Source organism: Paenibacillus lycopersici (assembly GCF_010119935.1).
GTDB lineage: Bacteria > Bacillota > Bacilli > Paenibacillales > Paenibacillaceae > Paenibacillus_Z > Paenibacillus_Z lycopersici.
Genome location: NZ_CP048209.1, coordinates 4,252,951 through 4,277,208, shown reverse-complemented (window position 1 = coordinate 4,277,208; position 24,258 = coordinate 4,252,951). Strand labels below are relative to the sequence as shown.

At 60.5% G+C, this 24,258-nt stretch carries 23 protein-coding genes; 21 read left to right on the top strand and 2 right to left on the bottom strand.

From position 1 onward, the window contains the following. Positions 1-20: 20 nt before the first annotated feature. The 5 genes from dapF (at position 21) to rpoZ (ending at position 4,167) form a co-directional block, all read left to right on the top strand. Positions 21-851 (top strand): diaminopimelate epimerase, encoded by an 831-nt coding sequence (gene dapF, locus GXP70_RS18880; RefSeq protein ID WP_162358272.1) that lies wholly within the window; start codon positions 21-23, stop codon positions 849-851. Positions 852-876: 25 nt separating this feature from the next. Beyond that, positions 877-2,754 (top strand): bifunctional homocysteine S-methyltransferase/methylenetetrahydrofolate reductase, encoded by a 1,878-nt coding sequence (locus tag GXP70_RS18875; protein WP_162358271.1) that lies wholly within the window; start codon positions 877-879, stop codon positions 2,752-2,754. 286 nt (positions 2,755-3,040) lie between these two features. Then, positions 3,041-3,301, top strand: coding sequence for an extracellular matrix/biofilm regulator RemA (remA, locus tag GXP70_RS18870; RefSeq protein ID WP_020615370.1), 261 nt, complete (start codon positions 3,041-3,043; stop codon positions 3,299-3,301). A 14-nt stretch (positions 3,302-3,315) separates the two neighbouring features. Further along, positions 3,316-3,933: a guanylate kinase gene (gene gmk / locus GXP70_RS18865; protein WP_162358270.1), complete on the top strand. Its 618-nt coding sequence runs from the start codon at positions 3,316-3,318 to the stop codon at positions 3,931-3,933. Between the two features lie 18 nt (positions 3,934-3,951). Then, on the top strand, positions 3,952-4,167 hold the full coding sequence (rpoZ, locus tag GXP70_RS18860) for a DNA-directed RNA polymerase subunit omega (protein ID WP_162358269.1): 216 nt from the start codon (positions 3,952-3,954) through the stop codon (positions 4,165-4,167). 160 nt (positions 4,168-4,327) lie between these two features. Here rpoZ and GXP70_RS18855 read toward each other — a convergent pair whose 3' ends face one another. After that, positions 4,328-4,768 (bottom strand): DUF2663 family protein, encoded by a 441-nt coding sequence (locus GXP70_RS18855; protein ID WP_162358268.1) that lies wholly within the window; start codon positions 4,766-4,768, stop codon positions 4,328-4,330. Positions 4,769-5,099: 331 nt separating this feature from the next. Here GXP70_RS18855 and coaBC point away from each other — a divergent pair, with 331 nt between their 5' ends. From coaBC to spoVM, 12 genes are all read left to right on the top strand, one after another. Further along, a complete protein-coding gene (gene coaBC / locus GXP70_RS18850) occupies positions 5,100-6,320 on the top strand; it encodes a bifunctional phosphopantothenoylcysteine decarboxylase/phosphopantothenate--cysteine ligase CoaBC (RefSeq protein WP_162358267.1) in 1,221 nt (406 codons plus the stop codon). Beyond that, on the top strand, positions 6,317-8,929 hold the full coding sequence (gene priA / locus GXP70_RS18845) for a primosomal protein N' (protein WP_162358266.1): 2,613 nt from the start codon (positions 6,317-6,319) through the stop codon (positions 8,927-8,929). Before coaBC ends, priA begins: the two co-directional genes overlap by 4 nt. Before the next feature lie 49 nt (positions 8,930-8,978). Then, positions 8,979-9,464 (top strand): peptide deformylase, encoded by a 486-nt coding sequence (gene def, locus GXP70_RS18840; protein ID WP_162358265.1) that lies wholly within the window; start codon positions 8,979-8,981, stop codon positions 9,462-9,464. Between the two features lie 3 nt (positions 9,465-9,467). After that, entirely contained in the window at positions 9,468-10,433 is a 966-nt protein-coding gene (gene fmt, locus GXP70_RS18835) for a methionyl-tRNA formyltransferase (RefSeq protein WP_162358264.1), read from the top strand. Next, complete coding sequence (rsmB, locus tag GXP70_RS18830) at positions 10,430-12,094, top strand: 16S rRNA (cytosine(967)-C(5))-methyltransferase RsmB (RefSeq protein WP_225442473.1); 1,665 nt, start codon at positions 10,430-10,432, stop codon at positions 12,092-12,094. Before fmt ends, rsmB begins: the two co-directional genes overlap by 4 nt. Before the next feature lie 130 nt (positions 12,095-12,224). Further along, entirely contained in the window at positions 12,225-13,271 is a 1,047-nt protein-coding gene (gene rlmN, locus GXP70_RS18825; RefSeq protein ID WP_162358263.1) for a dual-specificity RNA methyltransferase RlmN, read from the top strand. Between the two features lie 12 nt (positions 13,272-13,283). After that, positions 13,284-14,033 (top strand): Stp1/IreP family PP2C-type Ser/Thr phosphatase, encoded by a 750-nt coding sequence (locus tag GXP70_RS18820; RefSeq protein WP_318652383.1) that lies wholly within the window; start codon positions 13,284-13,286, stop codon positions 14,031-14,033. A gap of 6 nt (positions 14,034-14,039) precedes the next feature. After that, positions 14,040-16,307 (top strand): Stk1 family PASTA domain-containing Ser/Thr kinase, encoded by a 2,268-nt coding sequence (gene pknB, locus GXP70_RS18815; protein ID WP_162358261.1) that lies wholly within the window; start codon positions 14,040-14,042, stop codon positions 16,305-16,307. After that, complete coding sequence (gene rsgA / locus GXP70_RS18810; RefSeq protein ID WP_162358260.1) at positions 16,270-17,223, top strand: ribosome small subunit-dependent GTPase A; 954 nt, start codon at positions 16,270-16,272, stop codon at positions 17,221-17,223. The genes pknB and rsgA overlap by 38 nt, the downstream gene beginning before the upstream one ends. A gap of 1 nt (position 17,224) precedes the next feature. Next, positions 17,225-17,869 carry a ribulose-phosphate 3-epimerase gene (gene rpe, locus GXP70_RS18805; RefSeq protein WP_162358259.1) on the top strand — a complete coding sequence of 215 codons (645 nt, stop codon included), beginning with the start codon at positions 17,225-17,227 and terminating at the stop codon, positions 17,867-17,869. 13 nt (positions 17,870-17,882) lie between these two features. Continuing rightward, the gene (locus GXP70_RS18800; RefSeq protein ID WP_162358258.1) at positions 17,883-18,140 is read left to right on the top strand and encodes a hypothetical protein; all 258 of its coding nucleotides are present in this window, start codon (positions 17,883-17,885) and stop codon (positions 18,138-18,140) included. A 228-nt stretch (positions 18,141-18,368) separates the two neighbouring features. Then, on the top strand, positions 18,369-18,449 hold the full coding sequence (gene spoVM / locus GXP70_RS18795; RefSeq protein ID WP_040711006.1) for a stage V sporulation protein SpoVM: 81 nt from the start codon (positions 18,369-18,371) through the stop codon (positions 18,447-18,449). Between the two features lie 155 nt (positions 18,450-18,604). On the opposite strand, the gene rpmB is transcribed toward spoVM, so the two are convergent. After that, complete coding sequence (rpmB, locus tag GXP70_RS18790) at positions 18,605-18,793, bottom strand: 50S ribosomal protein L28 (protein ID WP_162358257.1); 189 nt, start codon at positions 18,791-18,793, stop codon at positions 18,605-18,607. Between the two features lie 220 nt (positions 18,794-19,013). Here rpmB and GXP70_RS18785 point away from each other — a divergent pair, with 220 nt between their 5' ends. The 4 genes from GXP70_RS18785 to recG are packed head-to-tail and all read left to right on the top strand — an operon-like array spanning position 19,014 to position 24,162. Continuing rightward, positions 19,014-19,373 carry an Asp23/Gls24 family envelope stress response protein gene (locus tag GXP70_RS18785; protein ID WP_162358256.1) on the top strand — a complete coding sequence of 120 codons (360 nt, stop codon included), beginning with the start codon at positions 19,014-19,016 and terminating at the stop codon, positions 19,371-19,373. A gap of 55 nt (positions 19,374-19,428) precedes the next feature. After that, the gene (locus GXP70_RS18780; RefSeq protein WP_192043499.1) at positions 19,429-21,237 is read left to right on the top strand and encodes a DAK2 domain-containing protein; all 1,809 of its coding nucleotides are present in this window, start codon (positions 19,429-19,431) and stop codon (positions 21,235-21,237) included. 11 nt (positions 21,238-21,248) lie between these two features. Next, positions 21,249-22,103: a DegV family protein gene (locus GXP70_RS18775; RefSeq protein WP_162358254.1), complete on the top strand. Its 855-nt coding sequence runs from the start codon at positions 21,249-21,251 to the stop codon at positions 22,101-22,103. Between the two features lie 10 nt (positions 22,104-22,113). After that, a complete protein-coding gene (gene recG, locus GXP70_RS18770) occupies positions 22,114-24,162 on the top strand; it encodes an ATP-dependent DNA helicase RecG (RefSeq protein ID WP_162358253.1) in 2,049 nt (682 codons plus the stop codon). Positions 24,163-24,258 lie beyond the last annotated feature (96 nt).

Genomic DNA, 24,258 nt, shown 5'->3' with positions numbered 1-24,258 from the left:
GCTGAGGGAGTGCAATTATAATGAATTTTACTAAAATGCATGGACTGGGCAACGATTTTATCGTCGTAGCGGGCGAAACGAAACTGCCGGATAACGCGGCGCAGCTCGCCGAGCAGCTCTGCAACCGCTTTTTCGGCATCGGAGCCGACGGACTCGTCTATATTCTGCCTTCGGAACAGGCGGATTTCCGGATGCGCATCATCAACTCCGACGGTTCCGAAGCGGAACAGTGCGGCAATGCCATTCGCTGCGTAGCGAAATACGTCTACGACAAAGGCTTGACGAGTCAAGAATCGTTGACGATCGAGACGCTCGGCGCCGGCGTGCAGGAAGTGCAGCTGACCGTGGACAACGGCAAAGTCGCGAAAGTCCGCGTCAATATGGGGCAGCCGATCCTGGAAGGCTTGAAGGTGCCGACGACGATCGACGCCAATCCGGTCATCGACCGGGCGATCGAGGTGGACGGACGAGAATTCAGATTTACGGCCGTCTCGATGGGCAACCCGCACTGCGTTATCTACGTCGACGACGCGGTGAATTTCGACCTAGCGGCATGGGGACCGAAATTGGAAGTGCATCCGCTGTTCCCGCGCAAAATCAATGTGGAATTCGTGACCGTCCGCTCCAGGGAGCATACGGACATGCGCGTGTGGGAGCGCGGCGCAGGACCGACGCTGGCTTGCGGTACGGGCGCATGCGCGACCGTAGTAGCCTCGGTACTGAACGGCTTGACGGACCGGGCGGCGACGGTTTCGCTGAAGGGCGGCGACCTGCTGATCGAGTGGGACGAAGCGACGAACTACGTATACATGACCGGGCCGGCGGCGGAGGTGTTCGGCGGTACCGTGTAAGAGATATAACGAAGGAGTTTTGACAATGAAACCGGATTTAAGGGAAACGCTGCGAACGCGTATCTTGACCGGCGACGGCGCGATGGGAACCTACCTGTACGGGATGGGGTTCCCTGTCGGCGTTTCCTACGAAGAATTCAACTTGCTGCGACCGGAAGTCATCGCTGACGTGCATCGCCGCTATTACGAAGCCGGAGCGAGAATCATAGAGACCAATACCTTCTCGGCGAACCTTGCGAGCTTGACGAATTACGGCCTTGACAACGAAGTCGAAGCCGTCAACCGGGCAGGCGTGCGGATTGCCCGTTCGGCCGTCGGCAGCGACGCATTCGTCGTAGGCGCAGTGGGCTCCATCCGGGCCGGCAAGCGCAAGAACATGTCGACCGGCAAGCTGGAGCGGCTGTTCCGCCAGCAGATCGACGCGCTGCTGACCGAAGGCGTGGACGGCATTCTGCTCGAAACGTTCTACGATCTGGAAGAAGCGCTGATCGCGCTGCGTATCGTGCGCGGGCTGTCCGGGACGCCGGTCATCTGCCAGTTCGCGGTCGAGAAAGAAGCCGTGCTGATCGACGGCCAGCCGGTCGAAACGGCCTTCGAACGCCTGCGGCTTGAAGGCGCCGACGTGGTCGGATTCAACTGCCGCAGCGGCCCGAACGGCATTCTTCGCGCCATCGATACGCTGAGCGGCGACTTGCGGCTGCCGCTGTCGGTCTATCCGAACGCGGGGATTCCCGATTACGTGGACGGCAAGTACATCTATGGCACGACACCGGAATATTTCGCGCAGTACGCGCGCACGTTCGCCGATCGCGGCGCGCGCATCATCGGCGGCTGCTGCGGCACGACGCCGGAGCATATCGCGGCGATCGCGGCGGCGCTGGACGGCTACGTCCCGCAGCCGGCAGCGGCCGTCGACCCGGCGGAACCGGAGCAGCCCGCGCGGACGGAACGCATCGTCGTCCAGGATAGGGAAGCGCGGAAGCGCGAAGCGGAGAACGCGGAAGCGACGATTGTCGATCTGGTGAAGCGGCGCCATACGGTCATCGTCGAGCTCGATCCGCCGCGCGACCTCGATATCCAGAAGTTCATGGATGGCGCCAAGGCGCTGAGAGCGGTCAAGGCCGACGCCGTGACGATGGCGGATAACTCGCTGGCCGTCACGCGAATGAGCAACATCGCGCTTGCGGCGCTGGTGCAGGAGCAGGTCGGCATTCGGCCGCTCGTCCATATCGCATGCCGCGACCGCAATTTGATCGGAACGCAGTCGCATATGATGGGGCTGGACGCGCTCGGCATCGATCACGTGCTGGCGGTGACGGGGGACCCCGCAAGATTCGGCGATTTGCCGGATTCCAGTTCCGTGTACGACCTGACGTCGTTCGAAATGATCCGGATGATCAAGCAGCTGAACGAGGGCATGGCGTTCTCGGGCAAGCCGCTGAAGCAGAAGGCGAATTTCATTACGGGAGCGGCATTCAATCCGAACGTGAAATATTTGGATAAAGCGATCGCGCGGCTCGAGAAGAAGATCGACACGGGCGCGGATTACATCATGACGCAGCCGGTGTACGACAAGGAATTGATCGTTCGCATCGCGGAAGCGACGAAGCATCTGCAAGTGCCGATCTTCATCGGCATCATGCCGCTTGCCAGCGGCAGAAACGCAGAGTATCTCCATAACGAGGTGCCCGGCATTCAGCTGTCGGACGACGTTCGCAAGCGGATGGCGGGACTCGAGGGCGAGGCGGGACGCGCCGAAGGCGTGCGCATCGCGGAAGAGCTGCTGGACACGGCGATGGATTGCTTCAAAGGCATCTATCTCATTACGCCGTTCATGTTCTACGGTATGACGGTCAAGCTGACGGAGTATGTTTGGCGAAAAACGGGCAGTTTAACCATATAACCCCGTTTTTACTCCCGTTTGCGCTTTAGCACTTGTTCGTCCATTCAAAATGGATTAATATAGACAATGGATGCACTTGCCATGCCGCTACCAATGCGTTAGAATTAGGGACTCGAAGTCTTTGCTGACGCAGGCGGGGAACGGCTGACGTAACGTATGCTCCGGACTTTTTTCGTCAAGAATAGTGCAATATTCTGCCATTGCGGATTTTTTCATTGCTTGCACTTATCTATAAGTCGTGTACTATTCATATCCATGCACGAGAGATACCGGGGGGAACATAAACATGGCCATAAAGCTCATTAATATTGGTTTCGGGAATATCGTTTCCGCCAATCGGATCATTTCCATCGTCAGCCCGGAATCGGCGCCGATCAAACGGATCATCCAGGAAGCGCGCGACCGGCATATGCTGATCGACGCGACTTACGGGCGCCGCACGCGTGCCGTCATCATCACGGACAGCGATCATGTCATTTTGTCAGCGGTTCAGCCGGAAACGGTGGCGCATCGTCTCTCCACCAAGGACGACGATCACGACGAATAGTAACGGGGAGTCATATGAACAGAGGATTGTTAATCGTATTGTCCGGTCCTTCGGGCGTAGGCAAAGGCACGGTATGCGCCGAGCTGCGGCGTAAGCAGAACGAATTGGTGTATTCCGTATCGGCAACGACGCGTTCGCCTCGCCAAGGCGAAATCGACGGGATCAATTATTTTTTCAAAACAAGAGAGCAATTCCAAGAGATGATCGCTCGCGACGCGCTGCTGGAACATGCGGAATACGTGGGCAATTACTACGGAACGCCTCGCGATTTCGTCGAGCGCACGCTTGCATCGGGCAAGGACATCATTCTTGAAATCGAAGTGCAAGGCGCGCTCAAAGTAAAAGAGAAATTCCCTCAAGGCGTTTTCATTTTCTTGGTGCCGCCTTCCCTTGACGTGCTTAAACAGCGCATTACGGGACGCGGTACGGAGAATGCCGATATTATCGACCACCGGATGAACGTTGCGGTGGAAGAGATGAATTTGATCCGTTACTACGATTACGCGGTCGTCAACGACCAGATCGATGCCGCATGCCACCGCATCCAATGCATCATTACGGCGGAGCATTGCCGCAAGGAACGGTTTATCGAAGAACTCGAAGAAGTGAAGGAAGCTTCCGAGAAAGCTTGAGTGTGAGGTGAGAGAGCATTGTTGTACCCATCGATCGATGAAATGATGAAGAAAGTCGACAGCAAGTATTCGCTGGTTGTCGCAGCCTCGCGCCGTGCGCGCAAGCTTCGGGACGGAAGCAAGAGCGAGATTCGGAATCCGAAATCGCATAAGTATGTCGGCGTTGCGCTGGAAGAAATCTACCACGACATTCTCGTGGTCGAGAGCACGCTGAACAAGAATGACGAAGCATGAAATCATTCGCGTAGAAGAACAGGCCGCTTTCCCGTATTGGGTTGGCGGTCTGTTTTCATCCCGCTGAGCCGATGTTGAGCATGAAGCGTTGCACCCGTAGAAGGCGCCGGATGAACGGGCGCCTTTTTCATTCCGCTCGTTCTTACAGCTAATCGTATCGTTAATTCTTATAGCTAATATTGATGTCATCGCCGTTCATTTCGTCGGAAATTTCGTCCTTCAGATCCGAACTCATGCTTTTCCACCAGGTGGTTTGCATCCAATCGATCGTCTCATGCCGGAGTGCTTCGTATTTCTTTTTGGCGGTTTCGTATTGCCCTTTCAAGTATCGTTGATACGTATGTCCGCAAATCGACAGGACGAAGACAAGCAGGAAAGAGCGATTGCCGGCGATGGTTCCTACGAATTCCATGAGGTTGGACTTGTTCCCGATGCGAGAAAGCTGTTGGTAGATAGAGAACAGGAGCAAAAGTGACAACGCATACGTAAACATGGTAAACACGGTATACGAGGCTTTGAAGCGATTTAACGTTTTTTTCCTGTCCTTCAGCTTCTTGATTGTCGAAACGACATCGGCTGAAACATGATCCTGCCACGGCATCCGTCATCCGCCCCAATATGAATGGTTTAGTACATGCTATGCGGATCGCGCGCGCCTCATGTCTGGTTGGGACGGGGAACGAGCGGGAAAAATCGCGGCTTCCGCCATAATCGATCGGCCCGCGCGGCGGCAGCGTTCCGTAAGCGATGACGATCATCGGCACGACAAAGAATTGCAATATTTTTGCGTATGGATATGATGAGATAGAGCGTGTTTATGCAAGGTAAACCTCCAATTCGCATCATAATTTCCGCATTATATAGGAAGCATGGCCTCGGGCTGTTCGGACAAGCCCGCAGCGGGCTGCGCCAAGAAGAGAGGAGAGAATTCCATGCTTACAGGCAAAACCATACTGCTGGGGATTTCCGGAGGCATCGCGGCGTACAAGGCGGCGACGATCTGCAGCCGGCTGACGCAAGCCGGGGCGAAGGTCCGCGTCATCATGACGGAGTCGGCGACGAAGTTCATCGCGCCGCTGACACTGCAGACATTATCCCGCCATCCCGTTTATTTGGACACGTTCGACGAATTCGATCCGTCCGTCGTCGCCCATATCGATGCGGCCGACAGCGCGGACCTCGTGCTGGTCGCGCCGGCGACGGCCAATATCGTAGGGAAAATGGCGAACGGCATCGCGGACGACTTCCTGAGCACGATGCTGCTCGCGACGACCGCGCCCGTCATCGTGGCCCCTGCCATGAACGTGCATATGTACGCGCATCCGGCGGTAGAGCGGAATATGGCGCTGCTGGCCGAGCGCGGCGTGCGTTTCGTCGAGCCGGGCACCGGGCTGCTCGCATGCGGCTACGTCGGCAAAGGCCGCCTGTCGGAACCGGAAGAGATCGTCGCCGCCGTGCAGCGCTTCTTCGCGTCGCGCAGCGAGCTTGCCGGCAAGACCGTCATCGTCACCGCCGGCGGAACGGTGGAGCGGCTCGATCCGGTGCGGTTTCTGACGAACGACTCTTCCGGCAAGATGGGCTTCGCGTTCGCCGAAGCCGCCGCGAATCGCGGGGCGGACGTGACGCTGATCGCGGGGCGGACGACCGCGCCGCCGATCGACGGCGTCAAGCTCGTGCGCGTGGAATCCGCCGAACAGATGCTGCATGCCGTCCTGGAGCGGTACGATGCCGCCGACCTCGTCATCAAAGCGGCCGCGGTCGCGGATTACCGGCCGGTCGAGCAGGCGCCGACGAAGATCAAGAAGAGCGAGGAGAAGCTCGTCCTCGAGCTGGAGCGGACGACCGACATCCTGAAGACGCTCGGCGAGCGCAAAACGCATCAATTCCTCGTCGGATTCGCCGCGGAGACGGAGCGGGTCGCCGAGTATGCGATGAGCAAGCTCGTCCGCAAGAACTGCGATCTGCTCGTCGCGAACGACGTATCCCGGGAAGGGGCGGGCTTCAACGTCGATACGAACGTCGTGCAGCTGTACGGCAAGGAAGGGCTGCTTGAATCGCTGCCGCAGCTTCCTAAGCGGGAAGTGGCGGAGCGCGTTCTGGAGCGGATCGTGCAGCGGATGCGCGATAAGGCGGCCGGGGAGGCCGGCGAATGATCGCCCGAGTGATCGTGGACGTGCCGAGCCGGGCGACGGATCGGCCGTTCGACTACGCCATCCCGGCGGACATGGAAGGCTGGGTGGAAGTGGGGAGCCGCGTCGGCGTCCCATTCGGCGGACGCGTCCTGCAAGGGTTCGTCGTCGGCATCGCCCCTTTCGCGGATATCGACGCCAAGCGGCTGAAGCCGATCGCGGAGCTGCTCGATCATATCCCGCCGCTGTCGCCGGATCTTGTGGAACTGGCGCAGTGGATCGGCGACAAATACTGCTGCCCGCTGACGACGGCGCTGCAGGCGATGATTCCGTCGGCGCTCAAGGGCAAGGCGGATTCCGTCGTTTCGCTGTCGGAAGATGCGAAGGAAGAAGACGCCGGCCAGCTGCAGCTCGATGTCGCCGAGCCGTGGTTTCAATACATACGACAGCACGGCGAAGTCCGGCTGGCGCTGCTGCAGGAACGGTTTCCCGGCGCCGCCGCTGGCATCAAAGCGGCCATTCGGCGCGGCGCGCTGACGGAAGAAGTGTCGATCCGCGACCGGCTGAAAGTCCGCAAAGTGCTGACGGTATTCCCGCCGGACAACCCGGACGCCGTGCGGGCCGAACTGGCGGCGGCTACACCGCGGGCCGCGAAGCAGCAAGAAGCGGCGCGCTACATGCTGGCGAACCCGACGCCGATCGCGCTTGCCGCGCTCGCGCAGGAGCTTGGCGCAACGACGGGGACGATTCGCGGCGCGGCGGAGAAAGGCTGGCTTTCGATCCGCGAGACGGAGCAGCGGCGCGACCCTTACGCGGGCCGGGGGTTCAAGCGGACGGAGCCGCTGCCGCTGACGGAAGGGCAGCAGACGGTGTTCGGCGAGCTCGCGGAAGCGCTCGACAACGAGGCGTCCCGCGTGTTCCTGCTGCATGGCGTGACCGGAAGCGGCAAGACCGAAGTATACCTGCAAGCAATCGCGCGGTGTCTCCTGGCGGAGCGGCAGGCGATCGTGCTTGTGCCGGAGATCGCGCTCACGCCGCAGATGGTGGAGCGGTTCAAGGGCCGCTTCGGCGATTCCGTCGCCGTGCTGCACAGCCGCCTGTCCAGCGGCGAACGCTACGACGAGTGGCGCAAAATCCGCGAAGGACGCGCGGAAGTCGCCGTCGGGGCGCGATCCGCGGTGTTCGCGCCGTTCAGGCGGGTTGGTCTGATCATAATCGACGAAGAGCACGAATCGTCGTATAAGCAGGAGGAAAGCCCCAAGTACCATGCGCGGGACGTCGCCGTGCAGCGCGCCAGGCAGCACGGGGCGATCGTCGTGCTCGGCTCGGCGACGCCGTCGCTGGAGTCGTTCGCGGCGGCATCCGCATCGCGCGGCCAAGCGGACCGGGCGGCGTATGCGAGCCCGTCCGGCCATACGGGCCAAACGGACTACGGGAGCCCGGCCGTTCGGACGGGTCAACCCGACCAGGCCGGCGACCGGAGCGCTGCCGCCAAACGAGGGGCGGCCTTGCTGCCCATGCCCGACCGGGTGGCGGGGCGACCGCTGCCGAAGGTGCATCTGGTCGATATGCGCGACGAGCTGAAGGGCGGCAACCGCTCGATGTTCAGCCGGCAGCTGCACGAAGCGCTGCTGCAGCGGCTCGAGCGCGGCGAGCAGTCCGTGCTGCTGCTGAACCGGCGCGGCTACTCGACGTTCGTCATGTGCCGCTCCTGCGGGTACACCGCCCAATGCCCGCACTGCGACATTTCGCTTACGTACCACCAGAAGTCGCGGGCGCTCCGCTGCCATTATTGCGGCCATGCCGAGCAGGCGCCGGAGAAATGTCCTTCCTGCGAGAGCGAGCATATCCGATTCTTCGGCACCGGCACGCAGCGAGTGGAAGAGGAACTGGCGAAGCTGTTCCCGGGCATCCGCGTCATTCGGATGGACGTCGACACGACGACGGAGAAGGGCTCGCACGAGAAATGGCTGACGATGTTCGGCGAACGCCAGGCGGACGTGCTCCTCGGCACCCAGATGGTCGCCAAGGGGCTGGATTTTCCGTATGTGACGCTCGTTGGCGTCATCGCGGCGGATACCTCCCTGCATCTGCCCGACTTCCGGGCGGCGGAGAAGACGTTCCAGCTGTTAACGCAAGTCGCGGGTCGCGCCGGACGCCATGAGCTGCCGGGAGAAGTCATCGTGCAGACGTACAATCCCGAGCATTACGCCATTATCAGCGCGCAGCATCACGATTATTCGGCGTTCGTGCAGGAGGAGCTGAAGCACCGCAGGTTCATGGCCTATCCGCCGTTCTGCCGGCTCATTCTGGTGACGCTGTCCCACGAGCAGCTGGCGCTCGTCGTCTCGGAAGGCGAGAAGCTTGCAGCGACGCTGCGGGACCTTGCGCGGGCAGCCGGCATCCGGGGCTCCGACGAAGGCGACGGCAGCCGATTCATCGATATTCTGGGGCCGGTCGCGTCGCCGATTCCGCGCATGAAAGATCGCTATCGTTTTCAATGTATGATAAAATATCGAGGCAGTACAGGGGCTGCGGAGCTGTTGAAGCAGGCGATTTCGCTGGTTTCGGGCAGCAACGGGCAGCCGGCGGTAACCATGAGCGTCGACGTGGACCCGCAGGTCATTTTGTAAACGTTAATTCATAGGATATAGAGCAGCTATGACTGGGAGGTCGATGGATATGGCAATTCGATTAATCGTGCAGGATCCGGATCCGGTTCTTCGCGAACGGGCGGTAGAAGTAACGAAATTCAATGCCAATTTGCATAAATTGCTGAACGATATGGCGGAAACGATGTACGACGCGGACGGCGTCGGCCTCGCCGCGCCGCAGGTCGGGATTTCGAAGCGCGTCATCGTCGTGGATATCGGGGACGACAACGGCTTGATCGAAGTGGTGAATCCCGAAATCGTGGAAGCGACCGGCGAGCAGCTCGGGCCGGAAGGCTGCCTGAGCATCGCCAAGCTGAACGGCGACGTGCGCCGCGCGCTGCATATCAAGCTGAAGGGCGTCGACCGGAACGGCGCGCCGTTCGAGATGGAAGCGAGCGATTTCCTGGCCCGCGCGTTCCAGCATGAAATCGATCATTTGAACGGGGTGCTGTTTACCGATATCGCGGAATCCGTGTACGACATCAGCAAACGTCCCCGTCAGGACGGAGAGTGACCCATGCGCATCGTATTTATGGGCACGCCGGACTTCGCGGTGCCGTCCCTGGAAGCCGTGCTTGACGCCGGCCATACCGTCGAGCTCGTCGTGACGCAGCCCGACCGGCCGAAGGGCCGCAAAAAAACGCTGACGCCGCCTCCGGTCAAGGAAGCGGCGCTTCTGCGCGGCCTGCCGGTCGAACAGCCGGAGCGGCTGCGCGGCTCCGAGACCGCGGCGCGGATCGCCGAGCTGAAGCCGGATCTTATCGTGACGGCCGCCTACGGGCAGATTCTGCCCAAGGCGGTGCTGGAAGTACCGCGGCTCGGCTGCATCAACGTTCACGGCTCGCTGCTGCCGCGCTACCGCGGCGGCGCGCCGATTCAGCGGGCGATTATGAACGGCGAAACGGTTACGGGCGTGACGATCATGTACATGGCGGCAGGGCTCGACACGGGCGATATGATCAGCGTTGTCGAAGTGCCGATCGCCGATACCGATACGTCGGGCAGCCTGTTCGAGAAATTGACGGCCGCCGGCGCGAAGCTGCTGGCCGAAACGCTGCCGGCGATCGAAGCGGAGACGGTCGAAGCGAAGCCGCAAAACAACGACGAAGCGACCTACGCGCCGAATTTGACGCGCGAAGACGAGCGGATCGATTGGCGCCTTCCGGCGCGCCGCATCTATGATCAGGTACGCGGCCTGTCGCCGATGGCGGGCGGATTCACGGTATGGAACGGCGAGCCGTTCAAAGTGTGGGGCTGCTCGCCGGTGAAACGCGGCGTCTCGCAGGCGGAACCGGGAACGGTGCTGTCCGCGTCCGACGAAGGCATTCTCGTGCAGACCGGCGAAGACGCCCTGCTGCTGACGACGATCCAGCCGGCCGGCAAGAAGGCGATGCCTGCGGCCGAGTGGCTGAAAGGCGCGCGGCTGGCGCCCGGCACCGTCTTCGGCGAAGGCGGCGGCGAACGCGAAGGAGCGGAATCGTGAGCGGGGGCGAAGATCAACGCGGGGGCGCGGGAGCAGGGGCTCGCGGCCGCACGGGCGCTGAAGCGAACGGACAAGCCCGCGGCGGAGCTCCTGTCGGTGCCGGTATCGGCGCCGGCGGCAGCTCGCGGCAGAAGCAAGGCGGCGGCAAGCCGCGCGCTCATCAGGGCCAAGCCGGCGCGAGACCCGGCGCGAAAGGCGGCGCGCGCGCGGACAGCCGGCAGCAGCCGGGAGCGCGCGGCGGGGCAGCAGCCGGACGCAGCCCTGGCGGCAAGCCGGCGCCGCGGCGCAAGACGGCCCGCGAAGTAGCGCTGGACACGCTGATCCGCGTCGCGGAAGCGGGCGCGTACAGCAATCTGCAGCTGAACCGCGCGCTGGAGGACGCCGGCCTGTCGCGTGCGGACGCCGGGCTCGCTACGGAGCTCGTGTACGGCACGATCCAGCACCGGCGGCTGCTGGACGACAAGCTGGACGCGCTGGTGGCGAAAGGGCTGGGCAAGCTGGCGCCGTGGGTGCTGGCGCTGCTGCGCATGAGCGCCTACCAGCTGCTGCTGCTTGACCGGATTCCGCCGCACGCCGCCGTCAACGAGGCCGTCGTCATCGCCAAGCGACGCGGCCATGCCGGCATCTCCGGCATGGTGAACGGCGTGCTCCGCAGCATGGAACGCAACCTGACCGAGCTGCGGCAGCCGGCGGAACCGGCCGATCCGGCGAAGCGCATCGGCATCAACCATTCGTACCCCGACTGGCTGGTGCGGCGTTGGATCGACGTCTACGGCGAGGAGACGACGGAGCGGATCTGCGCGTCGGGCAATGAACGGCCGCATGGCAGCCTGCGCATCAACCCGCTCAAGTTGTCGCGGGACAAGGCGATCGCGCTGCTGGCGGAGTCGGGCTGCGAAGCGAGCCCGTCCGCGCTGGCGGCCGAAGGCGTCGTCGTCAGCGGCGGCGGCAATCTCGCTCAGTCGGAAGGCTACCGCGACGGCTGGTGGACGCTGCAGGACGAGAGCTCGATGCTCGTCGCCGCCGTTTGCGCGCCCGAAGCCGGCATGAACGTGCTGGACTGCTGCGCGGCGCCCGGCGGCAAGACGACGCATCTCGCCGAGCTGATGGAGGACCGCGGGCAAGTCGTCGCGAACGACGTCCATCCCCATAAGCAGCAGCTCATCGACGAGCATGCCGAGCGGTTGGGCTTGCGCGCCGTAAGGACGGTCGTCGGCGACGCGGGCACGCTGTCCGAGCGGTTCGCGCCGGGCAGCTTCGATCTCGTGCTGCTGGATGCGCCATGCTCCGGCTTCGGCGTCATTCGCCGCAAGCCGGAGATCAAATGGACGAAGTCCGAGGCGGACGTCGCGGCGATCGCGGCGATGCAGTCGAAGCTGCTGGACGAAGCCGCGAAGCTGGTGCGCCCGGGAGGCGCGCTCGTGTACAGCACGTGCACGATCGAGCAGGACGAGAACGAGCGGCAGGTACTGAAATTTCTGTCCCGCCACGAATCCTTTAGGCTGGATGCCGATTGGCCGGAACGCGTGCTCCAGCCGCTGCGGACAAGCGGGATCGCCGGCGAAGGCTTCGGCGGCATGGTGCAGCTGCTGCCGCAGCATTTCGGCAGCGACGGCTTTTTCATCGCCCGGCTGAAACGATTGTCCGAGCAGCCCGTATAGCAGGAAAGCGCAGAACGCCCATGACAGCTGCGAAGTGGCCTGTTATGGGCGTTTGTGGTAAAATAACGATGGCAGTTCCCGGAACGGGAACGCCGCGAAACCATTTTGCATAGAAACAGGTGTTTAACCGATGAAACCGTTCATCTACGACTATACGCTGGAGCAGCTTCAAGATTGGATGAAAGCGAACGGCGAGTCCGCTTTCCGGGGGGCGCAACTGTTCGAATGGCTCTACGCCAAGCGCGTGAAGAGCTTCGAAGAGATGAGTAATTTGTCCAAGCCGCTGCGCCAGAAGCTGGAAGACCATTTTCAATTCGTCACGCTTAACGAAATCACCCGCTTTGAATCGAAGGACGGCACCGTCAAGTTCCTGTTCGGCCTTCACGACAACCATGCAATCGAAACCGTCATCATGCGGCACAACTACGGCAACAGCATTTGCGTCACGACGCAGGTCGGCTGCCGCATCGGCTGCACGTTCTGCGCCTCGACGCTCGGCGGCTTGAAGCGCAATCTGACCGCGGGCGAAATCGTGGCGCAGGTCGTGGTCGCCCAGCAGATGCTGGATGCGACGAACGAGCGCGTGTCGAGCATCGTCATCATGGGCTCCGGCGAACCGTTCGAGAATTACGACGCGACGATGACCTTCCTGCGCCTCATGATCCACGAGAAGGGGCTCAATATCGGCCAGCGCCATATTACGGTCTCCACGAGCGGCATCGTGCCGAGCATGTACAAGTTTGCCGAGGAGAACACGCAGATTAATCTGGCGATTTCGATCCACGCGCCGAACGACAAGCTCCGTTCCAAGCTGATGCCGGTCAACCGCCGCTTCCCGTTCGAGGAAGTGATGGAGGCATGCCGGAATTATATCGCGAAGACGGGACGCCGCATCACGTTCGAGTACGCCTTGATCGGCGGCGTGAACGACCAGAGCGAGCACGCGGAGGAGCTTGCCCAGGTGCTGAAGGGCATGCTGTGCCACGTCAATCTGATTCCGGTCAACCACGTGCCGGAGCGGGACTACGTGCGCACGCCGCGCGAGCAGATTTTCGAGTTCCACCGCATTCTGGAGAAAAATAAAATCAATGCGACCATCCGCAGAGAACAGGGTCACGACATTGCAGCGGCTTGCGGACAACTACGTGCTAAACATATGGAGTCTACGGCGGGGTGATGAGTTTTGAAAATGGCTTTGCGAAGTGATATCGGAAGAATTCGACTCTTAAATGAAGACCGGGGCTGGTGCGGCGAGCTGGAACCCGGTCTTGTCGTTGCTATCGTGGCGGACGGCATGGGCGGCCACAAGGCAGGCGACGTGGCAAGCCGGCTTGCCGTCGATACGTTTCGCGAAGCGCTGCAGGGATCCACGGCATCGATGACGGTGGAAGAACGCAAAACGCTGATCAGCCAGGCGATCCTGCAGGCCAATGAAGTCGTCTACGACACGGCATCCAACAATGAGCAGTACCATAATATGGGCACGACGGTCGTTGCCGCTCTCATGACGGAAGAGAACGGGGTTATCGGCCATATCGGGGACAGCCGCGCGTATCAATGGCGCGACGGCGTCCTCTCGCAGCTGACGGAAGACCATACGCTCGTGAACGAGCTGGTGAAATCCGGCCAAATCACGCCGGAAGAAGCCGCTAAGCATCCGCGCAGGAACGTCATGACGCGGGCGCTCGGCACGGACGAACAGGTCGAGGTCGATGTCAGGGGCATTTCCTGGCAGAAGGACGATGTGCTGCTGCTCTGCAGCGACGGCCTCTCGGGCATGATCGGCGCGGCGGATATAATCGCGACGCTGCGGCAGGATGAACTGGATCTGGATCAGAAAGCGGATAGGCTCGTTCAACAAGCGCTCCAAGCCGGCGGAGACGATAACGTAACCGTCGTGCTGCTGCATCATGCCGAAGACACAGAGCTTGAGGGGTGATCCGACATGATAGGACATGAGCTTGGCGGAAGATACGAAATCATTACGCGCATCGGCGGAGGCGGAATGGCGCTTGTGTACAAGGCACATGACGTGCTGCTCAACCGTTTCGTCGCCGTCAAGGTGCTGCGCCAGCAATTCGTGCATGACGAGGAATTTATTCGCCGCTTCAGGCGCGAAGCGCAATCCGCGGCATCGCTGTCGCATCCCAACGTCGTCAGCATTTACGACGTGGGCCAAGAGGAAGACACGCATTATATCGTCATGGAATACGTCGAAGGCAACAATCTGAACGAAATCATCAAAGAACGCGCGCCGCTGCAGGCCGAAGAAGCGGTCCGGATCGCGGTTCAAATTTGCGATGCCCTGGAGCACGCGCATCATAACCAAATCATTCATCGCGATATTAAGCCGCATAATATTCTTATCGGCAAGAACGGACGCGTCAAAGTGACGGATTTCGGCATCGCCCGCGCCGTCACGTCGTCGACGATCACGCAGACGAGCTCCATGGTCGGCTCGGTACATTATTTCTCGCCCGAGCATGCCAAAGGTTCCGTGACGGACGAGAAATCGGATTTATATTCGCTCGGCATCGTCCTATATCAAATGCTGACGGGCAAGCTCCCCTTCCTCGGCGAAAGCCCGATCAGCGTCGCGCTCAAGCATCTGCAGGAGAATTTCGAGGAGCCGCGCGTGCTCAACCCGTACATTCCGCAGAGCGTCGAGAACGTCATCCTGAAAGCGATGCGCAAAAATCAGCATGAGCGTTACCGTTCGGCGTCCGAAATGCTGCGCGATCTCGAAACATGCCTGCAGCCCGAGCGGCTGCACGAGCCGAAGATCGAGTTCAGCGATCCCGATTTCGACGAGACGCGCGTCATGCCGGCCATTCGCGGCAGTATTGCGGATACGCTGGCGGCGCCGAGCAAGACGACGGCGAAAGCCGATCCCGCGGACGCCGCGCAGCGCCCCTTGCGGCAGCAAGCTCCGCAGGCGGCGCCGGAACGGCTGGCAGCCACGGCTGCCGCGGCGCAGCAGGAGCCGCCGCCGGCCGATACCGAGGACCGCTGGGATTCCAGCGGACTCGAGGATAAGCGCAGGCGCAAGTGGGTCAAGCCCGTCGTCACGGTCGCATCGACGCTGATCATCATCGCGCTTGTATACTGGGGCGCGATGACGGTGCTAAGCTGGTTCGACATCGAAGAGGTCGACGTGCCGTATGTCGTCAACATGTCGGAGACCGACGCCCGCAGCACGCTTGAGCAAGCGGGACTGAAGGTCGAGGAACCGACGATAAGGACCGACAAGGAAGGCGTGGCCAAAGACATCGTCTACGAGCAGTCGAAGTCGAATCAACGGGTGAAGGTCGGCTCGTTCATTAAGCTGTACGTCAGCACGGGACCGGAAATGAAGACGGCGGACAGCTATCTCGGGAAGCAGTACGACGACGCGGTCGCGGCGCTTGTCGGGCTCGGCGTCAGCCAGGATCGGATTTCCAACGTGCCGATCTTCAGCGACGAGGCGCCCGGAACGGTTCTCGAGCAGACGCCGCAGGCCGGCGAGTCGTTCGATCCGAAGAAAGCGTCGTTCAAGCTCACGGTCAGCCAGGGCAGGGAAACGTTCAAGATGCCGAAGGTCGTCGACAAGATGGAGAGCGCGGCGATCGCGCAGCTTCGTTCCCTGGGGCTGACGGTGAACGATGCCGATATCGTCTACGAGCCGAGCTACAAGCCGAAGGGCACGGTAACGGCCCAGTATCCGTACGATCCGGACGCGGAAGTGGCCAAAGGCGCGGCGATTACGCTGACCGTAAGCTCCGGCTTGCCGGACGACGCGCTGACGTACACGTTCAACATGGTCATTTCGCCGGCGCAGGCAGGGAAGACGAGCGAAATCCGTATCGTATACTCTGACGCGACCGGGGAAAATATCGAATGGGGCAAGCGCAATATCAAAGATACCCAGCAGTTCTCCGTCAACGTGACGCTGGCGCCGAATACGGAAGCCAAGGTGACGATTATCAGGGATAAACAACCTGTCGATTCGTTCGCGAAGACGTACGAAGACGTCAAATCGGGCGTCGATTCGACGCCGGAAACGGTGCCTGGCCTGGATACGCCGCCGCCCGCCGACCAGCCGGCGCAAGGCGAGGCAAGTCCGCCGGACGGCGGTTCGAACGCTAACCCGCCGACGGACGCCGGCGCGGGCGCCCAGGGCACGGACAACGGAACAAATGGAGGAACCGATTCTGACACAGCCGTTGAGCAATAAAGTAACGAAAACCGGAAGGATCGTCAAAGCGCTGAGCGGCTACTATTACGTTCGCGCGGAAGACGCTTCCGCCGGCGCCGACGATATACAGTGCCGGGCGCGGGGCATCTTCAAGAAACGCGGCGAATCGCCGCTTGTCGGCGATCTCGTCGAATTCGAAGAGACGGAGAACGGGGAAGGCGCGGTCAACGCGATCCATCCCCGCAGCTCCGAGCTGATCCGGCCGCCCGTGGCGAACGTGGATTTGGCCGTGCTCGTCTTCTCCGTGACGGAGCCGGCCTTGAATTTGCAGCTGCTCGACAAGTTTCTCGTCCATATCGAGCATGCGGGCATCGAAGCGGTGCTCTGTTTGAGCAAACAGGATTTGGCCGAGGACGGCGAGGAGACGGAAGAGGCGGCGCGGGCGATTCGCGATGTGCGGCGCGTCTACGAGCCGATCGGATACGAGGTGCTCGGCACGAGCTCAAGGCGGGGGGAAGGCACCGTCGAGCTCAAGGAACGGCTTCAGGGGCATTTGGCGGTGTTTGCCGGCCAATCCGGCGTCGGGAAATCTTCGCTGCTGAATGCGCTCGTTCCGGGCCTTACGCTCGAGACGAACGAAATCAGCAACCGGCTGGGGCGCGGCAAGCATACGACCCGGCATGTGGAGCTGATCGACATCGGCGGCGGCTTCGTGGCCGATACGCCGGGGTTCAGCCAGCTTGATTTCGCGGAGCTCGGCATCGAAGAGCTAGGCAGCTGCTTCAAGGAGATGAGGGAGCTCGCCTCCTCCTGCAAATTCCGCGGCTGCACGCATATCCACGAGCCGGAATGCGCGGTGCTGGAAGCGTTGGAGAGCGGGGACATCGCGCCAAGCCGGCACGCCAATTACGTGCTGTTCATGGCGGAGATGAAAGAGAAAAAGCGGAGGTACTGACATGTCTATCATTGCACCATCGATCCTGTCCGCGGACTTCGCGGCGCTCGCGGAAGAAATCAAAGACGTGGACCGTGCCGGCGCGGACTGGATTCATATCGACGTCATGGACGGCCATTTCGTCCCGACCTTAACGTTCGGGCCGTTGGTCATTCAAGCGGTGAGACCGGCGACGAAGCTCGTCTTCGACGTCCATCTCATGATCGAACGGCCGGAGCTGCATATACCGAATTACGTTGCGGCCGGAGCGGACCGCATCACCGTTCACGCGGAAGCGTGCACGCATCTGCACCGCGTCATCCATCAAATCAAGGAAGCCGGCCTGCCGGCGGGCGTGGCACTGAATCCGGCAACGCCGGTCGGCGCGATCGAGAACGTCATCGGCGATATCGACATGGTGCTGATCATGACGGTCAATCCCGGTTTCGGCGGCCAGCAATTCATTCCGCAGTCGTTGAACAAGCTCCGCCAGCTGCGCGGGCTGCTCGCGTCCCGCGGGCGCGGCGACATGCTCGTCCAAGTCGACGGCGGCGTCAATGCCGAGACGGCGCCGCTGGTCAGGGAAGCGGGAGCGGACGTCTTCGTGGCGGGCAGCGCCGTATTCACCGCAACGGATCGGGCAGCGGCAATCGCTGCCCTCCGTTAAGGGGCGGCAAGCGATGTTCGAGCGACTGAAGAACACGTTCCTGCTGCTCTTGTACAGCGCCGGATGCGGCGTAGCCCTGTTCCTGTTTACGATCATCAAAGGGATGGCGAACCTGGCCTTCTCCCTGCTGGCCGTCTTGATTGCGATCTATTATTTCAGACGGGTAACTTCGATCGGGGGCCGCATCGGGTTTGCCGCGCTCGCCTTGCTGTTTTTCTTCATATCGGTCTTTATCTACGCGGCGATCACCGCCGTGAACACCGCTCCCTAGCGGGCATGGCGGAACAGAATAGGCGCAAGCCAAGTCCTTCGGTTTGGAATAGGACAGTCCGCAAGCGCATAGGATGGTTACATGAACGAACGTTCTTGTAGCCTTTTTTTGTGGGGAAACGCGAAAGGCGGGAACCGTTACGGATGTTTACGACCTGCCGTCAGGCGGTTTCGGCCTGCGGAGGCTCTGTCGATGAAGGGCCAGCACAACGCTTAGGAGGGGTGGAGCATGAAATTTTACACAATCAAGCTGCCGAAATTTCTGGGCGGCTTCGTGAAGGCGATTCTAAATACGTTTCAGAAGAGCTGACAGCGGCGCTCCGATCGGCTGCCCCTGGAACGATCCTGAGCATGCGGGTACATGAGCGCGGAAGACCGCTTGGCGAACGGCGGACTTCCGCGCTTAAGCATGCAAAAAAGCACCTGATGTGGATCAGGTGCTTTTTGTCCATGGCTTGATTACCCTTATACGCGGGTTACAAGGCCGGATTTAAGCGCACGAGTGCTGACATAAACGCGTTTTGGTTTGCCGTTAACTAGAATTCTGACTTTCTGAACGTTAACGCCCCAAGAGCGGCGGGTTTTGTTGTTAGCGTGCGAAACGTTGTTACCTACGCCAGGGCCTTTGCCCGTAACGAAACATTTGCGAGACATGGAATACACCTCCCCTGAAGAATCACTGCAAACAAACAGACTTCAATATAATAGCATATGTATCGACATTCTTCAAGCGGTTGTCAACAATCGATTATGACACCTACAGCTAATAAATCGGAGAAAAAAGTCGAGAAAGGGGTGCTGGACTTCAAAATCGTTCATATTTATAGTACAATGTAGATTAGTCCATAATAAAACGGTGAAGGAGTGGTTTTCCATGCCTCTGCAGATAAATTCCGAACTCGGAAACGTATATATAACCGATCATGTGATCTCCGTCCTGGCCGGTTCAGCGGCGATGGATTGTTATGGACTGGTTGGCATGGCTTCAAGAAAGCAGCTTAAAGACGGTATAGCCGAACTGCTTGGTCGGGATAATCTATCACGCGGTGTCGAAGTCCACCGAGAGAACGATCTTTTACACATCGATTTATACATCATCGTAAGCTACGGCACGAAAATATCCGAGGTCGCACATAACATTCAGTCGAAGGTGAAGTATGTGATGAACGAGGTTGTCGGCGTTAAGGTAGACGTTGTCAATATTTTTGTCCAAGGCGTACGGGTATCTCGGTAGGAAGGGGTAATCACGCTTGATCAAACGCTTTATTAACGGCTCGGATTTGACGGGAATGGTCCTGAGCGGAGCGGATAATCTGCAACGAAACGAAGCGCGCATCAACGCTTTGAATGTATTCCCTGTTCCGGACGGGGACACGGGATCGAATATGAATTTGACGATGACCTCGGGAAAACGCGAGCTTCTCAAAAATCCGAATCCAGCAGTGGGCAAAGTTGCGGAAGCGCTTTCGAAAGGCCTGCTGATGGGCGCCCGCGGCAATTCGGGCGTCATTCTGTCGCAATTGTTCAGGGGCTTCTCCAAGAGCATCGCGGCGCAGGAGCAGATCGACGCGCAGCAATTCGCGGCGGCGCTGCAGCACGGCGTCGACATGGCGTACAAAGCGGTCGTGAAGCCGGTCGAGGGCACGATCCTCACAGTGGCCAAGGACACGGCGAAGCATGCGGTGGCGTTCGCGAAGCGCAACAACGACATCGTTCAGCTCGTGCGGGAAGTCCATGCCCGCTCGCGGGAGTCGCTGGAACGCACGCCGGATTTGCTGCCTGTGCTGAAGCAGGTTGGCGTCGTCGATTCCGGCGGGCAAGGTCTCGTCTGCATCTACGAAGGCTTCCTCGGCAAGCTGTTGGAAGAAGCCGGAGGTACGGATGACCGCCATATCGGCGCGGAAGCGGCCGTGGCGCTCCAAGCGCCGGCGGCTGCGCCCAAACTGCCGGCTCCGCCTCCTGCGCGTCCGGCAGCGTTCCGGCATGCGAGCGCACAGTCCAAAATCGAAACGGACCATATCGAGTTTCTGTACGATATGGAATTCTTCATCAACCGCAAACAGTCGGGCCGCACGGGCCTGCGTTTCGACGAGGCGCTGTTCAAAGGCATGCTGGGCAGGGACGGCGATTCCATTCTCGTCATCGTCGATGACGAGATCATCAAGGTTCATGTGCACACGCGCAAGCCGGGCGACGTGCTCAATTACGCACTGCCGTACGGCGAGCTGACGGAAATCCATATCTTGAACATGCGGGAGCAGCATCGGGATTTGCTGCATGAAGAAGAGAGCGCGGCGATTGCCGGCAGCCCGCTTCCCGTAACGGCGGAGGTACTGCCGGAGACGGCGGTCGTGGAAGAAGCCGCGCTGGGCCTAGCCGTCTCGGAAGTGCTGACGGGCGCGCCCGCCGACGCCATCTCCGCGGAGCAGGCGCATGAACAGGCGCCGTTCGGCCTCGTTGCCGTCGCGATGGGCGAAGGCATCCGCTCGATCTTCCTTGATAACAACGTCGACGTCGTCTTGTCCGGCGGGCAGACGATGAACCCGTCGACGGAAGATTTCGTGAAGGCGATCGAATCGCTGTCGGCGGAGCATATCTACCTGCTGCCGAACAACAGCAACATCATTCTCGCCGCGCAGCAAGCGGCCGAGCTCAGCGAGCGCAGCGTAACCGTCATCGGCACGAAGAACATTCCGCAAGGGCTCGCGGCGGTGCTCGCCTTCCGCGAAGAGGAGTCGGCGGAATACAACGCGCAGGCGATGAGCGAAGCGGTGCTGCAGGTGCGATCCGGCCAAGTGACGAACGCGGTGCGGAATACGTCCATCGACGGCATCTCCATCCAGGAAGGCGATTATATCGGCATCCTGGAGAAAACGATCGTCACCGCTTCGCCAAGCCTTCTGGAAACCTGCAAGGAGCTGATCGGGCGCATGCTGGAAGACGGCGGAGAGCTGGTCACCGTGCTGTCCGGCGAGCAGGCGAAAGCATCGGAAACGGCCGAACTGACGGCGTGGGCGAAAGAAAGCTTCCCCGACGCGGAATTCGAAGTTCACGAAGGCGGCCAGCCGCTGTATCCATACTTAATCGCGGTCGAATAGGAGGTGCGGGGATGAGCGGCATTAAAATCGTAACCGACAGCACGGCGGACATTCCGAAGCGCGTCAGAGAACAGCTCGGCATCGAGATGGTTCCGTTGAAAGTCATGTTCGGCGAAGAATCGTACCTGGACGGCGTCAGCATTACGAACGATCAATTCTACGGACGGCTGGCGTCGGCGGCATCGCTGCCGACGACGTCGCAGCCTTCGCCCGGCGAGTTCACCGAAGTGTACGAGAAGCTGCAAAAGAAGTTTCCGCGGTCGTCCATCATTTCGATTCATCTCGCTTCCGCGCTGAGCGGAACGTACCAGTCGGCCATCCTTGGCTCTTCGATGATGGAGGAGCCCGGGGACGTGACGGTGATCGACTCGAAGTCCGTCTCCTACGGCCTCGGCATGCTCGCGGTGAAAGCGGCCGAAATGGCGGTCGCCGGCGCAACGAAGGATGAAATCCTGGCTGCGATCGAAGCGATCCAGAAGGATATGCGGATGTATTTCCTCGTCGATACGCTGGAATATTTGCAGAAGGGCGGACGGATCGGCAGAGCCGCCGCGCTCTTCGGCTCGATTCTGAACATCAAGCCGATTCTGAAGGTCGACCGGGACGGCGTCGTCTCGCCGGTCGACAAAGTGCGCGGCACGAAGAAAGCGATGCAGCGCATCATCGATCTGTTCAAGGAAGACTTCGGCGGCGAAATGATCGATATGACGGTCGGCTGGACGCATAAGAGCGAGCTGGCGCTCGAGCTTGCCGCCCTGGCGCAGTCGCAGCTGAACGTGCGTAACATCAGGCAGACGGACATCGGGGCCGTCATCGGCACGCATGCCGGTCCTGGCGCCGCCGCGTTATTTATTACTCGAGTGTGAGGTCATGGGGATGAAGCTGGATGAACTACCCGTCCGGCAAATGAAAGGCGTGAGTGCTCAGAAGGAATTGGAGCTTCACGCCTTTGGCGTTCATACGATCGCGGATTTGCTGGACTATTTTCCGTTTCGATACGAGGATTATCGCATTCGGACCCTTGGGGAAACGCAAGACGGCGAGAAGGCGACCGTTGAAGGCAAAATCATGGGCAACCCGATCCTGCAGCGGTATGGCCGGGCGAAGACGAGGCTGACCTGCAAAATCGCGGTCGACGGCGTCCTTGTGACGGCCGTATGGTTCAACCGGCATTTTCTGCAGGATCAGCTCGTTCCGGGGCGCGATATCGTGCTGACGGGGAAGTGGGAACAGAAGCGGCTGCAGATCACCGTGTCGGAATCGGAATTTCCCGACAAAGGCAAGGCGCGATCCGGGACGCTGCAATCCGTCTACTCCATTGGCGGGAGCATCACGCAGCAATGGATCCGCAAGACGATTGCGCAGGCGCTCGCGCAGTACGGAGAGATGGTGGAGGAAATTCTTCCGGCCGCTCTGATGGAGAAGCATGGTCTAATGCTTCGCCGCGAGGCGGTCAGGCATATCCATCAACCGGACGATATCGCGCAGGGACAAGCCGCCAGGCGCCGGCTCGTCTACGAGGAGCTGTTCTTGTTTCAACTGAAGCTGCAAGCGTACCGTTCGATGAACCGCAAGCGGATGGACGGCGTCGCCCATGTGGTGGAAGGGGAGGCGATCCGGGCGTTCTCGCGGACGCTGCCGTTCGAGCTGACCGATTCGCAGAAGAAGGTCGTCAACGAAATTCTGATCGACATGCGCTCGCATGCCTGCATGAACCGGCTGCTGCAAGGGGACGTCGGCTCCGGCAAGACGGTCGTGGCCGCCATTGCGTTGTTCGCTGCCGTCAAAGCGGGCCATCAGGGCGCGCTCATGGTACCGACGGAGATTCTGGCCGATCAGCATTACCGCTCCTTGCAGAGCTTGTTGGGCGGCGTAGGCATGCAGGTCGCGCTGCTAACGGGCAGCTTGACTGCGACGCAGCGGCGCGAAGTGCTGGACGGCCTGCAGATGGGGCTGATCGACGTCGTCGTCGGCACGCAGGCAATCATCCAAGACGGCGTATACTTCCGGAGTCTCGGTCTTGTCGTAACCGACGAACAGCATCGCTTCGGCGTTAACCAGCGCAGCGTCTTGCGGCGCAAAGGGCTGAATCCCGACGTGTTGACCATGACGGCGACGCCGATTCCGCGCACGCTCGCGATCACGGCATTCGGCGATTTGGACGTCTCCACGTTGAAGGAACGTCCGCGTGGCCGCAAGCCGATTCAGACGAATTGGGTCAAGCATTCCATGCTTGACCGCGTGCTCGGTTTTATCCGCCGCGAGGTCGAAGCCGGCAGGCAATGCTATTTCATCTGTCCGCTCATCGAAGAATCGGACAAGCTGGACGTGCAGAACGCGATCGACCTCCATATCCAAATCCAGCAGGCGTTCCCGGATATGCGGATCGGCTTGCTGCACGGCAGGCTGTCGGCCGCGGAGAAGGACGAAGTGATGCGCGCGTTCGGCGCGAACGAGGTGCATGTGCTGGTCGCCACGACGGTCGTGGAGGTGGGCGTCGACGTACCGAATGCGACGCTAATGGTCATCATGGACGCCGAACGGTTCGGCCTGTCGCAGCTTCATCAGCTGCGCGGCCGCGTCGGACGGGGCGGGCATCAATCGTATTGCTTGCTCATCGCCGATCCGAAGTCGGAGATCGGCCGGGAGCGGATGAAGATCATGACGGAGACGGACGACGGGTTCGAGGTATCGAGGCGCGACCTGGAGCTTCGCGGTCCCGGAGATTTCTTCGGAACGAAGCAGAGCGGCGTGCCGGACTTCAAGCTGGCCGATATGGCCGCGGATTTCGAGGTGCTGGAAGAGGCGCGCGACGATGCCGCGGAATTGACGGCGAGAGCCGAATTCTGGACCGAAGCGCCGTACGCCCGTCTGCGGGAAGCGCTGCGCAAAGATCAACTTTTTCAAGGTGAGCTGCTGGATTAAGTCGTGAAACCGGCATTTCCGGCATATAGTACATCGATGGCAAGGTTAGAGGCGAGCCACCGAACGGGTGGCATGGAACGAGGAGCCGCTGAAGCT